This is a genomic window from Apibacter sp. B3546 (genome assembly GCF_009827885.1).
Lineage (GTDB): Bacteria > Bacteroidota > Bacteroidia > Flavobacteriales > Weeksellaceae > Apibacter.
The window spans coordinates 45,623-61,486 of sequence record NZ_WINW01000035.1; the positions used below are offsets into that span (position 1 = coordinate 45,623).

Consider the following 15,864-nt stretch of genomic DNA (forward strand, 5'->3'; position numbering starts at 1 on the left):
TAAATGGTTATATATTTTCCCTATATATTTTATGGTGATTTTCAAGGAATTACTATATTCCCGTTTATTTTTATACGCTATAAACATTTAAAAAAGAATAAAATATTAATCAATCACGAAAGAATACACCTAAGACAGCAACTTGAAATGCTTTGGGTCTTTTTCTTTATTTTTTATATCGCTGAATTTATAGTAAATCTAGTAAAATATAAAAATGCGTCTATCGCTTACAGTGAAATCAGTTTTGAAAAGGAGGCATATGCCAATGAATTTAACTTAGAATACTTAAAAAAAAGGAAGTTTTGGGCTTTTATGAATTATATAAATTAACAAATATAAATATGTAAAAAGCAGACCCAATTAAATTGAATCTGCCTCTTTTTACAATTAATTTAAAAAAACTATTTATAAAGAGCAGTATAAAAGGTCGCTTTATTTAAATAGGGAACTAAAGCGATAATGTGATCTCCTTCAGTAGAAATAAAAGTTACATTACCTCCAAATTTTTTCTGTTGTACAGAGAAATCATAAGCATTTTGATAATATACAGATACATCAGAAACTCCATGCGTCATAATAAATCTACATTTATTTACCCAAGGGGTTACACTGTTTTCATGAAGAATATCATTCATGTAAGCTAAAGAAGGATCTGTATCAAGATCTTTGATAAATTTTTCAGTATACATTTCTTTAGGATATTGTGAAAAATATGCATTTACTTCTATATCCCAATGAGTTCCGTCGAAATAAGACAAAGAGGTTGAAGCATACGGTTCTTTAAGAAAATCTCTAATATTTATATTAGGATACGCATTTTGTTTATACCCCCACAAACCATATGTTAAAAAATAAGTATGTTGAGTTTTTTCTGAATTTCTAACAATATCCGCAATTTGTTTTAAATTACATGGAGTTCCTCCGGTTAACAATAAATTAACAGAAAGCCCAAGTGAAGGGGTAGTTTCAATTTTGCGCCCTATGGATGCCGCTACGAATCCTCCTAAAGAATAACCGGTAACGATTAAATCTGTTTTATATCTATATCCTTCTCCCGAAAGTGTAAGTTTAGCCGCATTCAATAAATCTAATGTTGAATTAACCATTGATTTTGAATCTAAATAGGGATGCTGACATTGTCTGTAAGATTCACCGAATCCAGGATAATCAGGCACAAATACTATAAATCCGTTACTTGCATGAAGAGTCCAATAAGCTAAGAAATCATTATCAGGTAAATTCACATCTTTAAATAAATTGGATGGAGCCGTTTTATTATTGGTATAAGTAGGCGGAGTAGCCACTATAATACGGTATTTGGTTAAATCCGAAATAACAGTTCTTGGAGGAAGTAATAAAACCCCTGAAACATCTATTAAGCCTCCTAAACGATTCGGATGCGCTGTTTTAGTTGTAACTTTTATAACTTTTACACTAGGAACAATTTTAGATGTCGGTTCATTTGATGCTTTTAATTTATCTAATTGAAAACTTGAAACATCTACCCCATATTTTTGTAATTTATTTTTTAAATTTAATAAAGCACTCGAATCAAAAGTAGCTATTACTTCTGATTTTACAGGAACATCAGCAGAAGAAGCTTTAGACAAATTCTCTACTGAATTTGAAGAAGTATCAACAAAACTATCTTCATTATTACATGATTGGATTGTAAAAGTCACTCCCAATATGAAAGCGATTAAAATCCTTGAAAAATTTTTTTTCATGATTTATGTATATTTTATTTTTTTATAAACAAAAATAATAAATTTTATCTTATAAATTATATCATTAGATATAATTTTTTCCCTAAAATATATACATATTTTTTTTATATATCTAATTACTATTAAAACAAAATATTTATTTGCAATTAGAAAATTTTTAAAATACTAATATCATTCCTTATATAATCAGAAAAATGCAAAGCAATTATCGTTAATAGTTAACTTATCCATTTTATATAGTCCTATATGACAGCTTATTCAAAAAAAGTTTATTTTATCCTTAATTTTCAAAAAGATTTTTTATTAAGTTGCATTTAATAATTAACTACAATTTGAAACTAGAGGAGCATTATAAAAAATGCTCTATAAAAAAACAGGCCTCATATGAGGCCTGTTTTTTTTTATATTAGTATATAAATGCTATTTGTATAGCAAGGTATAAAATGTAGCTTTGGTATAATAAGGAATCATACCAATTATATGATCACCTACAGTAGATATAAAGGTAACATTTCCTCCCGATTGATTCTGTTGTTTTGAAAAATCATATGCATTTTGATAATAGACAGAAATGTCTGAAGTTCCGTGAGTCATAATAAATCTACATTTATTTTTCCACGGCTTAACACTGTTTTCATAAAGAATATCATTCATATATGAGATACTCGGATCTGTATCGAGATTTTTAATAAATTTTTCGGCATATATATCCTTTGGTCTGTTTGAAAAATATAGATTTACAATTAATTCATAATGAGTTCCATCAAACCAAGAAAGAGATTTAGATGCATAAGGCTCTTTTAAAAAATCATTGATATTTATATACGGATATGCATTTTTTTTGTATCCCCATACACCATACGTTAGAAAAAAATGATGCTGGGTTTTTTCAGCACTTCTAACTAAATCTGTAATTTGCTTTAAATTACATGGGGTTCCTCCTGTAAATAATAAGCTAACGGATTGTCCATGCGAAGGGTTTGTTTCTATCTCCCGAGCTAAAGATGAAGCCACAAAACCACCTAAAGAATATCCGCTGATTATTAAATCTTTTTTAAATCTATATCCTTTTTTAGTTAAAGTTCTTTGCGCTGATTTTAGAAGATCTAATGTTGAATTAACCAATGCTTTAGAATCTAAATAAGGATGTTGGCATTGTTTATATGAATCTCCAAATCCGGGATAATCCGGGAAGAAAACAATAAATCCATTCAAAGCTTGCAAGGTCCAAAATGCCAAATAATTAAAATGCAAATCGTTATCCATCCACTTAAATCCTTGAAAAACATTAGATGGCGCCATTTTATTATAAGTATAAGTGGGTGGCGGAGCAACAATTATGCGGTGTTTAAAAATGGAATTAAAAATGGTTTTTGCCGGTAATAACAATACTCCCGACACATCAATAGTTCCTCCTAATCGATTGGGATGTGCGGTTTTAGTTTTTACTTTTAATATTTGAACTTCAAGTGGTGATTTTTGTGTTTTAGAAGGTTCATTTATCTTTAAATCAGAAACATGGATTCCTGATTTAATTAAATTTTCCCTTATTTCTAATAAGGTATTGTAATCTAAAGAGCCTAAATCTTCATATTCGCCAGATCTCCAAGATAAAGATTTAGATAATGTTTGATCTGAGTCTACAGTGCTCGAAGATACTTCATCAAGGCTATCCTCATTTGAACACGATTGTAGGGTTAATAGTAAACCCAATAGAGAATAAATAATAAGTCTAAAGTTAAATTTTTTCATGATTTTTATTTATTAATTTGTTTAATTTAACAAATTTAATAGTTTGATTATAATATATATATATAAAATATGGATAATAAAAATAATAAAATGAATTATTTAGACTGATATCACATTATATAACATAATAATAAATTTATCATAAAAGAATAAAGCCCTAAGAATTCTTAGGGCTTTAATAAATATAGATACTGTTAATCCATCAATCGTAAATTATTCAAAATTTAGTATCATGGTTTTTTTATAATTTTAAAAGATTGTTCACCTTTTTTAGTTACTAACTTAACATAGTAGATTCCCACTTGATTAGGAATTGGTATTTGAGTATCATCAAAATTTACAATATAATTTATCAAATTTCCTGAAATGTTATAAATATATATTGCTTTAATATCTCGGCCTTTAACATATACAAAATTTTCAGAAGTAACGGTTGGGTAAACCTTGTATTCTACAGGTTTAATTACTTCATCCATTAACAAATAACCCCAAGTATTTAGGGCTCTGGGCCCACCCCATATGAGTGTGGCAATGTAAGGGTTATCAATAAATGGATTTCTATTTCCTTGAATGTTGTAAATAACTTCATTTCTAAGTTTTTCAAAAAGGGTTGGATCTTTTTCAGCATTCCATTTCAAATATAAATCGGGCATTTCAACACTGTAAGTATACGTGCTTTCTGCTGTATTTTTTGCTTCGCACTGACCGGGATATCTAACATGCATATACATTATAATTCTTGCTACAGATCCCTTCCATTCATCCCCCGGATAAAACCCTGTTGATGAAACATTACCGGAATTACCGGTGCCTTCTGCAAAATTACGATTACTTCGACGGATATTATATTGTTGATCTACGGCTCGTAAGTTATGTGCATCGGTACCGGGACCTCTGGATGAGGTAACCAATTTGGGATTAGCCAATGATTTGGCAAAAACATGCTCTCGAGTCCAAAGCCCTTTACAAGAAGATTTGTGACAAGAGGAATCAACACTTCTTATTCGATTATGCATTACATCTTGCGGATCGTCATTATAGCCATAAATTAATAAAACAGTATTTTGATCCGAATTTTCAGGATCTATATCCGACAATTTTAAGGTCTTCCAAACATCCGGATTTTTAGTGCTGCTGTAATACAACCAGGTAGTGTGAGTAGCAGTAACTAAAGATGAGATATCTGATTTTAATTCCTCTCCGTCTTTTGAAAAATCAATAGAATCGTAATAATTAGGAATTTGAGCAACTAGCATTACATGGGCTATTGCCCATAATAAAAGGATAAAATTTTTCTTCATAAAAGTATACTTAGTGAGACTGGTATAAAAATAAAAATATTGGTTGAGATAAAAAAATAAATATGTCGTTCTTATTCAACTTTACTTGTTACATTCAATCTGACTACGTTTTTTATGAAGATCAATGTCCACAAAACCCGGCAAACCACTATCTTTCAAATAAATAAATGTAATTAAAAAATTTTGCCGGTATTAAAATTACCTTGATTATTAAAATTTAATAATTAAAAATATTTTTTAAAGAATAATCAAATAAGACAGCTGATTGTACCTTATAATATATCGCAAAAAATGTAATTAAATTATCGCTTATTAATCTTAATTTCACCTGATGGAGAGAAAACAAAATGATTATTAGGAAAGTCTGTATAGGTTAAATATTTAATATAATTATACGCTTTGTAATTAGTATCGATTTCAGGTCCTTTTTTTGATCCTTTACTTTGAATGATGGATATAACACGACAAGAAATAAAATTACCTTTAGTATCTGTTTTAATTTTCAAAATAGGAGCATTGCCATTGGGTCCGGTTAACGTAATCTTTCCATACGTGGCAAAATTACCTAAACTGTAAGCAATAAATTTATTATTATAGAGTTCAACGGCCCTGGCAACATGGGGTCCGCTTCCTAAAATAAGATCTGCTCCTGCATCAATGCAAACATGTGCAAATTCTACGACATTCCCTCGATTTTCCCCGGCATAAAATTCATTTTTAAAAGGTATATGCTGATAAGAAGCCCCCTCTCCTCCTCCATGAAACATAACAATAATAATATCAGCTTTAGGGCGCACTTCTTTAATGACTCTTTTAATATCTGCGTAATGAACCGAACTTATTAAACCGGGACTGTGTCCGGCTCCTATAAAAGCATATCGTATTCCATTTTTTTCTTTAATAGCATATTCACAATGATTCAATACACCGGCATATTGTATACCTAAATTCTTTAAATTTTTTTCGGTTGCATTTCTTCCAAAAGTACCAAAATCATTACTGTGATTATTTGCTATACTTAAAAAGTCAAACCCGGCTTCCTTTAAATAGTTTCCATACGCAAAGGGAGATCTGAACACAAAGCAAAAATTAGGATCGGAACATTCTTTTGGTTTTCCTCCGGAATCAAATAAAGTACCTTCTAAGTTACCGACAATCAAATCTGTTTTTTCTTTAAGTACAGGAATTATTCCTTCTAATATATTGACACCCGGCAGGAAAGAGGCTGAAGGATAGTTACTTCCTAACATAATATCTCCCACTGCTGTAATGGTAACAGTATCGGAATTAGCGGATAGAAAATCTTTGGATTCAGTGACAGGATAAGATTTTTTTTCTGATTCTTTTACCTTATTTTTCTTACAGGCAACCGTAATCACCAAAAAGGTCAAGATAATTGAAAAAAATCTCATAAGAGCGTCTAAATGGATATGATACTAGTTTTTAAAGACAAAAATTATAAATGATCTCCATCATATTTATGATCTTTCTGTGTAAAACCAATAATTCTTTTACACCAATACAAAAGAAATAAACAAAGAATAGCCACATACAACCAATCAACAAAATGTCCAATGACAGGTAAAATTTTGTAAGACCATGTAAATAATTTGCCGATACCTAGTATTAATTCTGTCATGATTTAATAGGTTTTTATTTATATTTTTGTAACAAATATATAAAAAAATGTACTCGAACTCTCCTTCTATCAAATATTTTTTTCCCGTTTTTGGCCTGTGGATCATTTTTTTAGGAGTCTTTATTTATTATCTTAATTTACACGTTACATCTATTATAAAACTGTGGGAGATAGTTGTTGTTAGTTCATTATCATATATTTTAAATACCTTTACGATTTTATATTCAAAATTTAAGAAAAAAAGGAAAATTTGGGCGTTAGCCATTTATAATCTTTTATTTATTCCTTCTTGTGAAGAATTTATAAATTTACCTATAGGTCTTTCTTACTTACTGCTTTCTATGGCGCTTTTATTATTGTTAGATATTTTCAGCAAATCTTCTCAATTGAAATATTTTAATATTGGAATGTTCGCTTCTATAGCAAGCTTATTATATTTTCCCACTATTTCCATAGTTTTTTTATTTTTATTCATGACTATTGTATACTATAAGGAAAAAATAAACATATCCCAGTATATCGCAGGTGTATTGGTAACCGTTATACTTACTCTTGAAATAACATTTATTACCGATTCTTTTTCATATATTACTAATTGGATAAATCAATTAACCATTCCAACATTTCATTTTGAATATCAAATCCCTATTTTATTAATACTTCTTGTTGTATTAGTTTTAGGATGGATCAGTCAATATTCAAATAAAAATATTTCCGAAGATTTAAAAATTTCTTCACAGCATACTATTTTAGTTTTTTATCTTTTGTTCTGGATTTTAATTTATGCTTTCTTCATGGGAGATAATTATGCCTTGTTGATATTCGTTAGCCTTCCGGTAAGTCTGATCACATCCAGATGTATTTAATATCAATTTCATTTTAATAAAACCATACGGAACGTAACATTAAATTTAAGAAGCATTGTCCTTTACGTTAATTTAGTCAAAAAAATTGAGAGTTAATTTGTTTTTTTAATCAATAGTCTATTCAAAAAATAATGAAGTTACCCATGAACAAATCGAAGAAAAGGCTAAAAAATATATTGTTTTATACAAGCTCTATAATTAAAAACTTAACTACTTAAATAACTTTCTTAATTTTATATTTTAATACATTTTTATGAAATTTTAGGATAGGATATACAATTTCACAATTAAAAAGAGTAGATCCTAACAAAAAAATGAAATACGTAAACCCATTGAGCATTTTTAAAAACCATTAATAAGTACTAATTTAGCAAATTCATGTAAATTAATACCTACTATAACCTTCGAAAGCAATGGGTAAGACAAAAGAAACTCCTTTGATGAAGCAATACAACAGTATAAAAGCCCGATATCCGGATGCTATGTTGCTGTTTCGAGTTGGAGATTTTTATGAAACATTTGGTGAAGATGCGGTTAAAGCTTCCAAAATTTTAGGAATTGTACTTACAAAAAGAGCAAACGGACAAGCAAGTCATATTGAGTTGGCCGGTTTTCCCCATCATTCAATAGATGTATATCTACCCAAATTAGTACGTTCGGGTCTTAGAGTTGCTATTTGTGATCAGTTAGAAGATCCATCCATGGCAAAAGGCATTGTAAAACGTGGAGTTACAGAATTGGTTACCCCGGGAGTAACTTTTAATGATAAGGTTTTAGAAGCAAAAAGTAATAACTTTTTATTATCCGTTCATCAGGAAAAAAATTTATACGGTATGGCTTTATTGGACATTTCCACCGGAGAATTCCTGATTTCTGAAGGAGATGAACACAAACTTCGACATCTTATCGATAATTTTAAGCCTACAGAAATAATCCATCAACGAAGACATCCTTTACCCTTTGATCATCAAGCCTATTCATTTCAATTAGAAGATTGGGCATTTCAATATGATTATTCGTACGATAAACTAACTTCACATTTTAAAACCAATTCTTTAAAAGGTTTTGGTATAGAATCAATGAAACTAGCGATCACTGCAGCAGGTGCGGTTTTTGCTTATTTAGTTGAAGATACTCATCATAAATTATTGGACCATATAACCAATATTCAGCGATTATCACAAGACACTTTTGTATGGATGGACGATTTTACCATCAAAAATTTAGAATTAATCCATACAACTGAATCCCAATCGGTTTCCCTGTTAAAAATATTAGATAAAACCCATACCAATATGGGAGGGAGAATGTTACGCCGATGGATTCTCACTCCTTTAAAAGAAATATCCGTAATTCAAAGGAGGTTGGAAGTAGTAGAGTTCTTCTTAGAATTTTCCGAAATAGCTTATGAGATCCGAGAATTGCTTAAAGGGATATCCGATGTAGAAAGACTTCTAGGCAAATTAGCCGGTGAACGTATATCACCTAAAGAATTAGGATATTTAAAGGATTCTTTGATTAATTACTTAAAAATCGAAAAAATCTTAAAAGAAAAAAATCATCCGACCTTTACTAATTTTGGAGAATTTAAAAATTTAGAAGAAGTTGTATCCTTATTGCAAAAGCAATTAAATGATGAGTTACCGGTTATTTTGTCAAAAGGAAAAGTAATAAAAGAAGGAATTTCCGAAGAATTGGATATATTGCGTAATTTAAAAAATCATGGCAAAGAATATTTAGACAATTTATGCATTAGAGAATCTGAAAAAACCGGTATTCCCAGCCTAAAAATTGATTTTAATAATGTGTTCGGCTATTATTTGGAAGTTAGGAACACCCATAAAGATAAAGTTCCTACCGATTGGATCAGAAAACAAACATTGGTTAATGCCGAAAGATATATTACAGAAGAATTAAAAGAATACGAAAGCCAAATTTTAGGCGCTGAAGAAAAAATAGGAATATTGGAATCTGAACTTTTCAAAAGTCTTTGTTTACAAATCAAAAACAGTCTTACGGATATCCAGCATAATACTTCCAAAATTGCTGCCATCGATACTTTGCTTTCTTTTGCGGAAACAGCACAAGAAAACTCATATATACATCCTAAATTAACAGATTCCAAAGTCATCGACATAAAAGACGGAAGACATCCCGTCATTGAAAAACAATTGCCTTTAGGAGAGTCCTATGTAGCTAATTCGGTCTATATGGATGACGAAAAGCAGCAAATACTCATGATTACAGGTCCTAACATGGCAGGAAAATCCGCATTGCTCAGACAAACGGCATTGATTGTTCTCATGGCTCAAATTGGAAGCTATGTTCCTGCCAAGGAGGCAACGCTGGGTATTGTGGATAAAATTTTTACTCGCGTAGGAGCTTCTGATAATTTATCAAAAGGAGAATCAACCTTCATGGTTGAAATGAATGAAACGGCGAGTATTCTAAATAATATTTCAGATCGCAGCTTAATATTGCTTGACGAAATAGGCCGAGGAACCAGCACATACGATGGCGTTTCCATAGCCTGGGCAATTGCAGAATATCTTCATGAGCACCCTACACATCCTAAAACGCTTTTTGCTACACATTATCACGAACTTAACGAAATGACGGAGTCATTTTCAAGAATTAAAAATTTCAATGTGAGTATCAAGGAGGTCAATGGAACGATAGTATTTCTTAGAAAATTAATTCCGGGAGGAAGCGAGCACAGTTTCGGTATACATGTAGCTAAACTGGCAGGAATGCCCGAAATAGTAACTCAACGTGCCGAGCAAATTTTAAAAACTTTGGAAAATAACAGTTCTAAAAAAGAGCGGAAAGAAAATGCAAAAACATCTACCGATGAAAATATGCAATTAAGCTTTTTTCAATTGGACGATCCAATTTTAGAAAATATTCGTGAAGAAATAGTAAAAACTGATATCAATGCGTTGACTCCTTTAGAAGCTTTAATGAAATTAAACCATATAAAGAAAATGATTGGTGGCTGATTGTTCATTTTTTAAAAATATATTAAGATTTTCAACCTATTTTTTTCTATATTTTTTACTGTATAAGATCATACCTATGGGTAATAATTTTAAAAAATTCTTTTCTTAGAACGAATTACTTTCGATTTGCATTTTCAACTATTGAATGTTATAAAAAAAGTTTCGTTTAACTCTTGCTTACTTTCGATTTAGTAAATATATTTGTTTGATTGACTTTCAATTAAACTAAAACCACAAAAAAAATTATAAACTATGGACACAAAAAAAGCAAAAGACGGTCCTTTAGTAATTGCCATTGACTCCTCAACCACTTCCTCCAAAGCAATTATTGTTGATGAAAACGGACACGTTTGGCAAACTGCAAAAAGAAATATACAACTTCATACTCCTGCCATGGATTTTTATGAACATAATCCGATTCGATGGTGGGAAACAACCAAAGAATGTGTAGGAGAAGTACTGTCAAAACTATCTTCTAAAGACAGAGAACGAATTTCGGCTATTGGAATAACTCATCAACGGGAAAGCTTTGCTCCTTTTGATGAAAACGGAATGCCTCTACGTAACGGAATTCTTTGGCTGGACGGTCGCGCAACGAAACAAATTAGAGCCTATGGCTCTCAACATATCCATAATCTCTCAGGTAAGCCACCCGGCGTAACTCCCGGTATCTATAAAATTGCTTGGTTAAAAGAAAATGAACCCGAAGTGTTGAAAAAAGCGTTTAAAGTTGTTGAAGTACACGGTTATATCACTTGGAACCTTACCGGTAAATGGATTTCATCAGTAGCTGCAACAGATTCTTTAGGATTATTGGACATCCGTAAATTTGATTACAGCGATGAACTTTTACAAATAGCCGGAGTAACCCGCGAACAAATGGCCGATTTAGTTCCTCCCGGAGAAATTATGGAAGAATTAAAACCGGAATTGGCTGCAGAATGGAAACTGTCTAAGCCAATACCTGTAATTGCAGGTTTGGGAGATGGTCAGGCAGCAGGAATAGGTGCAGCAGCCGTATCTCCCGATATTGCCTTTCTAAATTTAGGAACAGCTGTAAATGCGGGAGTTGAAAGTTCTGAATACAGGTGCGATCCCGTATTCAGGACTCATGTTTCAGGAATTAAAGGAAATTTTGTTTTCGAAATTTTACAGTCTTCGGGGTCATATTTGGCGGGATGGTTTCGGCAATCTTTGGGAGATCCTAAATTATTGGGAGAACCGGATCCAAAGTTGGATCACGAAGCTTCTCATATTCCCCCGGGATGTGAAGGACTCGTAACCTTGCCTTACTGGAATGCAGTACAAAGTCCCTATTGGGATTCTGTAGCAAGAGGTGCGGTGGTAGGCTGGAGAGGGACTCATTCCAAAGCGCATATGTATCGATCTATTTTAGAATCCATCGGCTTTGAGATGAAATTTAATTTAGAATCCATTGAAAAAGGAACCGGCGTTAAACTAAAATCGGTTCGAGCCATGGGAGGGGGAACTCGTTCACAATTATGGCGTCAAATAATGGCCGATTCCCTGGGATTACCCATTACCATTTGTTCTGAAGACGAAATTTCCGCCCTAGGAGCCTCCGTTGTTGCCATGGCAGGAATAGGCGCACATGGATCCAACAACATAGCTCATGCTGCTAAACACATGGCACATTTTGGAGAAACTATTGAACCGGATGTAACACAATCAGAAAGATATAGAGAAGTCGCCGAGATACAGCATAAACTATATCCGCAACTAAAAAATATTTTTGAACAACTTTATGAGTTGTCGGAAAAATACCCTTCAACAAAGCCGGAATCACCAAAATCAGAATTATAAAAACTAAAATCACAAATCGTAAAATAAATAAAAATGGCAATAATCACCATATTAGGCGCCGGAGCCATGGGCTCCGGTTTATGTACACCGGTAAGTAAAGCCGGTTGGGAAGTTAGGTTATGGGGCACCTGGCTCGACGATCATTTATTGGATGCCTGTGAAGCAGGCAAACCTCATCCAAGAACTCAAATACCTCTTGCAAAAGGAGTTAAACTCTTTCGCTCCAAAGATTTACCAAACGCTTTGGAGGGAGCAGATGTCGTGGTGATGTCGGTTGCCTCAGTAGGAGTTCCTAAAGTTACCGAAATGGCATTAGAAGGAATATCCAAATCAAAAGCACTTTGGTTAACCTCTAAAGGATTTTGTCCCGATGAGAAAGGAAAAATCCAACTTCTCCCCGAAGCTATTCGCACTCTAGCTAAACAAAAAGGAATACAAATCCCTCCTATCGTTGCAATTGCCGGACCGGTAAAAGCCAACGAGTGTGCAGATGGTAAACCCACGGCTACCATTTTCGGATGCAAGGATATTGAAGTTTCACGAAAATATGCAAGAGAAGCCAGAACAGAGGTTTACTGTATTGAAGCAACCGATGATGAAATTGGAGTAGAAATCTGTGCACCCATGAAAAATGTGTACGCCATAGCTCTGGGAATTGCTGACGGACTCGAAGAAGGCACCGGGTTTCCTCATCATAATTTAAAAGCAGCTACTTTCAGTCGTGCTATTAAAGAGATGTCTTTATTGGGTCAAGCTTTGGGTGCTCGCATGGAAACAGCCTTCGGACTTCCCGGAGTGGGTGACTTGGAAGTTACCGGATTATCGGGAAGAAATAAAGTGTACGGAGTACGTATAGGAAGAGGTGAAAATGCAAAAGATGCCCTGAAAGAAATGGATCGTTTGGAGCAAACGGTGGAAGGAGTACCGGCAGCGGGTCTTGCGGCTAAATTAGTTGAGCAATCAGCACCTCAACTTAAAGAAGAACTGACTTTGTTGAAAGCTGTTAATGAGGTTTTAGCCGGAACTAGTCGACCTGTAGTGAATGTGCTATCAGAAGCAGTACTTCCTAAAAAGCCTTAAAGTTAATCTTTGAAAATTTCAATATACTTGTACTATTTAGTCAAAAAAGTTCCTGGTAATTCAGGAACTTTCTGTTTGCTATTCGTTTTGATTTTAATTAATAAAAAATATTATTCTAAGTTGGTTTAAAGGATATAATCAAAAGTAATTTAGTTATATGCATAACTATTTATTATTTTTCATATATATTTCTATATTGATTTTTTTAGTTTTTAATCTTAATTCTTAAACTTTAAAATAATTTAAAATCATCTTGATTTATCTGTTTTTAAATAAATTCTTATTTATCTTAAAAGCTTATTTTACATATTTTCAGGAATACAAATATTATCAAAATACAATTAAATAATATTTAAAAAGGCAAATATATGGTTTATGAGATAGCAATAAGATTATTTTATATGTATGTGTTTTTTAATCAAACACTCTAAAAAGTATAAAATTTAAATATAGTATAGGATCAATATTAGTTATTCTTTAATCAAAAAGTGAATTTCAAATCTTACTTCTTTAGGAATTATAAAAAAGAACTTGATGAATACAAAAAAATCGTGAGTCTCATTGAATCAATTTAAAAATGTAAAAAATAATTAAGAATAATAGTATTCCTGAAGATGAAAAACTTACCTAAAAAAAACATAAAAAATGAAAAAACCCGTTCTATAAACGGGTTAAAAAGTGGAGATGGAGGGATTCGAACCCTCGTCCAAACAAGCAATACGCAAGCTTTCTACATGCTTAGTGAATTATTAATTTTCGGCTGATTGCTGAGAATTCACACCCCACAAGCAGCTTATCATCTAAATTTTCGAACAAAACCCGATGCGTGTCCTGTTCTATCTCCGCATTCCCGTGCCTCTTAACCAAACGCCGCAGAGAAGGGCTTTTGAGAGACATTTAGCTTCCTTACCTGGTAAGGAGATCGCTTGGACTTACTATAATTCGGTCGTATTAAGCAGCTAAAGCGTATTCTTCGTTGCCAGTTATAAGTTTGTAACGGAATTTTAACGAGATTACCTTACGTGACTCGACATGCTTACTTACCCATTGATCTTGCTGTCAAAACCGGTCATCCCCAATGGATAATTCTTCAATTTAATTGGCAAATATAATCATTTTAACTTAATTATAAGTCAAAATGGACCCCGTATTCCTTTAAGCACTATATATATTCAATTATTATTTTTAAATAAAATCAAAGATTTTAAAACAAAATAAGATATAAAACCATAAATCTAAGCTTTAACTAAATCAATTAAAAACAGGGGGATCGGTTTAAAATTTCATCATAACAAAATTGACAGTAAAAAATAATTTTCTAAATATTTTTAAAAATAGAAATTATCTTTTTATTATAATTATAAAAATTTAAATCCTTAAAAATAAAACAATATATCATAAAGAATTTATAATTTATATATATTTCAAAATAGATAATATGATTTTTTCAATAAAAAATAAAAAAAAAGAGTTTGATTTAGAATGAAAAAAACTAATTTTGTAACTATTAAGAAAAAATTCATATATGAAATTCATAGTTTCAAGCGGAGAATTATTAAAAGCATTACAATTAATAAGTGGAGTTACCGGAGGAAACTCATCTTTACCTGTATTGGAAAATTTTTTATTCGATCTGGATTCTGATAAATTAACCATCTATGGATCTGATGGTGAAACAACCATGAAAACCAGTATTGAAGTTCAAAGTACAGATAAAGGAAAAATTGCGGTTCCTTCAAAACTGCTTACCGATACAGTAAAAACTTTTTCCGAACAGCCGCTTTCCTTTTCACAAGAAGGAAATCAACTAGAAATTGTGGATGAAAAAGACAACTATTTCATAGCATTGGATGATGTAGACCAGTACCCTACCTTACCCGAATTAGACACTGACAGGTCTATAACCATGAAAGCCTCCGTTTTAGGAGAAGCGGTTGCCAATACTATATTTTCAACCGGTAATGATGCCATGCGTCCCGTGATGACCGGGGTATTATTCCAATTTACCAATTCGGAATGTCGATTTGTAGCTACCGATGCTCATCGCTTGGTAAAATATACTCGTAAAGATGTTTCTGCGAATGGAGATATAGAATTCATCATGCCCAAAAAACCGCTTACTCTATTGAAAAATGCTTTGATTGCATATGATGATGAGGTTATTATTGAATTTAATGAAACCAATGCTAGGTTCACTCACAATGAAACTCAATGGGTTTGTAGGTTGATAGACGGTAAATATCCTAATTACGATGCCGTAATCCCTAAAGAGAATCCGAACGTTTTAACTATAAACAGGCAATTATTTTTAAGCTCTCTAAAAAGAGCCGCCCTTTTCTCTAATAAATCAACTTCGCAAGTACGTTTAGCTTTAAATGGAAATTTACTTAAGCTAAGCGCTGAAGACGTTGATTTTTCAAATAAAGCGGATATGAGCCTTCCTTGTGATTACAATGGGGAAGAATTGAAAATAGGATTTAATTCCAAATTCTTAAATGAAATGCTTAACAACATTTCATCGGAAGACATTACTCTTGAAATGTCCACGCCCAATCGTGCGGGAATTATTAAACCTGCAGACGGATTGGATGAGAACGAAGACATATTAATGTTGGTAATGCCTGTTATGCTTAATAACTAAATAAATTTTAAAATATAAACCACTTTTCTCGCTCT

Annotated in this window: 11 protein-coding genes and 1 other RNA gene; 6 read left to right on the forward strand and 6 right to left on the reverse strand. The window is 32.1% G+C overall.

Annotated elements, in window-relative coordinates; translation table 11 throughout:
- Positions 1–3: 3 nt before the first annotated feature.
- Entirely contained in the window at positions 4–330 is a 327-nt protein-coding gene (locus tag GFU93_RS10140) for a hypothetical protein (protein ID WP_160562699.1), read from the forward strand.
- Between the two features lie 71 nt (positions 331–401).
- Here the strand turns inward: GFU93_RS10140 and GFU93_RS07335 are convergent, their stop codons facing one another.
- The 5 genes from GFU93_RS07335 to GFU93_RS07355 all read right to left on the reverse strand — a co-directional run bounded on the left by GFU93_RS07335 (position 402) and on the right by GFU93_RS07355 (position 6,419).
- Positions 402–1,727, reverse strand: a complete 1,326-nt coding sequence (locus tag GFU93_RS07335; RefSeq protein ID WP_160568390.1) for a S9 family peptidase — start codon at positions 1,725–1,727, stop codon at positions 402–404.
- Between the two features lie 420 nt (positions 1,728–2,147).
- Positions 2,148–3,479 carry an alpha/beta hydrolase gene (locus tag GFU93_RS07340; RefSeq protein WP_160568392.1) on the reverse strand — a complete coding sequence of 444 codons (1,332 nt, stop codon included), beginning with the start codon at positions 3,477–3,479 and terminating at the stop codon, positions 2,148–2,150.
- Between the two features lie 230 nt (positions 3,480–3,709).
- A complete protein-coding gene (locus GFU93_RS07345; protein WP_160568394.1) occupies positions 3,710–4,780 on the reverse strand; it encodes an endonuclease in 1,071 nt (356 codons plus the stop codon).
- 302 nt (positions 4,781–5,082) lie between these two features.
- Positions 5,083–6,192, reverse strand: coding sequence for a CapA family protein (locus GFU93_RS07350; protein WP_160568396.1), 1,110 nt, complete (start codon positions 6,190–6,192; stop codon positions 5,083–5,085).
- 44 nt (positions 6,193–6,236) lie between these two features.
- Positions 6,237–6,419, reverse strand: coding sequence for a hypothetical protein (locus GFU93_RS07355; RefSeq protein WP_160557414.1), 183 nt, complete (start codon positions 6,417–6,419; stop codon positions 6,237–6,239).
- Positions 6,420–6,466: 47 nt separating this feature from the next.
- On the opposite strand from GFU93_RS07355, the gene GFU93_RS07360 reads away from it, so the two are divergent.
- The 4 genes from GFU93_RS07360 to GFU93_RS07375 all read left to right on the forward strand — a co-directional run bounded on the left by GFU93_RS07360 (position 6,467) and on the right by GFU93_RS07375 (position 13,188).
- Positions 6,467–7,285, forward strand: coding sequence for a DUF6427 family protein (locus GFU93_RS07360; protein ID WP_160568398.1), 819 nt, complete (start codon positions 6,467–6,469; stop codon positions 7,283–7,285).
- 413 nt (positions 7,286–7,698) lie between these two features.
- On the forward strand, positions 7,699–10,284 hold the full coding sequence (mutS, locus tag GFU93_RS07365; protein WP_160568400.1) for a DNA mismatch repair protein MutS: 2,586 nt from the start codon (positions 7,699–7,701) through the stop codon (positions 10,282–10,284).
- A gap of 252 nt (positions 10,285–10,536) precedes the next feature.
- Positions 10,537–12,108, forward strand: a complete 1,572-nt coding sequence (locus GFU93_RS07370) for an FGGY-family carbohydrate kinase (protein ID WP_160568402.1) — start codon at positions 10,537–10,539, stop codon at positions 12,106–12,108.
- A 33-nt stretch (positions 12,109–12,141) separates the two neighbouring features.
- Positions 12,142–13,188 carry a glycerol-3-phosphate dehydrogenase gene (locus tag GFU93_RS07375; protein ID WP_160568404.1) on the forward strand — a complete coding sequence of 349 codons (1,047 nt, stop codon included), beginning with the start codon at positions 12,142–12,144 and terminating at the stop codon, positions 13,186–13,188.
- A gap of 676 nt (positions 13,189–13,864) precedes the next feature.
- Here GFU93_RS07375 and ssrA read toward each other — a convergent pair.
- Positions 13,865–14,265, reverse strand: a transfer-messenger RNA (tmRNA) gene (gene ssrA / locus GFU93_RS07380).
- 448 nt (positions 14,266–14,713) lie between these two features.
- On the opposite strand from ssrA, the gene dnaN reads away from it, so the two are divergent.
- Complete coding sequence (gene dnaN, locus GFU93_RS07385) at positions 14,714–15,829, forward strand: DNA polymerase III subunit beta (RefSeq protein ID WP_160568406.1); 1,116 nt, start codon at positions 14,714–14,716, stop codon at positions 15,827–15,829.
- The last annotated feature ends 35 nt before the right edge of the window (positions 15,830–15,864 follow it).

Excerpts from the sequence above, each read along its gene's own strand:
- GFU93_RS10140 (WP_160562699.1), top strand. The coding sequence starts at position 4 with ATGGTTATATATTTTCCCTATATATTTTATGGTGATTTTCAAGGAATT.
- GFU93_RS07335 (WP_160568390.1), bottom strand. The coding sequence starts at position 1,727 with ATGAAAAAAAATTTTTCAAGGATTTTAATCGCTTTCATATTGGGAGTG.
- GFU93_RS07340 (WP_160568392.1), bottom strand. The coding sequence starts at position 3,479 with ATGAAAAAATTTAACTTTAGACTTATTATTTATTCTCTATTGGGTTTA.
- GFU93_RS07345 (WP_160568394.1), bottom strand. The coding sequence starts at position 4,780 with ATGAAGAAAAATTTTATCCTTTTATTATGGGCAATAGCCCATGTAATG.
- GFU93_RS07350 (WP_160568396.1), bottom strand. The coding sequence starts at position 6,192 with ATGAGATTTTTTTCAATTATCTTGACCTTTTTGGTGATTACGGTTGCC.
- GFU93_RS07355 (WP_160557414.1), bottom strand. The coding sequence starts at position 6,419 with ATGACAGAATTAATACTAGGTATCGGCAAATTATTTACATGGTCTTAC.
- GFU93_RS07360 (WP_160568398.1), top strand. The coding sequence starts at position 6,467 with ATGTACTCGAACTCTCCTTCTATCAAATATTTTTTTCCCGTTTTTGGC.
- mutS (WP_160568400.1), top strand. The coding sequence starts at position 7,699 with ATGGGTAAGACAAAAGAAACTCCTTTGATGAAGCAATACAACAGTATA.
- GFU93_RS07370 (WP_160568402.1), top strand. The coding sequence starts at position 10,537 with ATGGACACAAAAAAAGCAAAAGACGGTCCTTTAGTAATTGCCATTGAC.
- GFU93_RS07375 (WP_160568404.1), top strand. The coding sequence starts at position 12,142 with ATGGCAATAATCACCATATTAGGCGCCGGAGCCATGGGCTCCGGTTTA.
- dnaN (WP_160568406.1), top strand. The coding sequence starts at position 14,714 with ATGAAATTCATAGTTTCAAGCGGAGAATTATTAAAAGCATTACAATTA.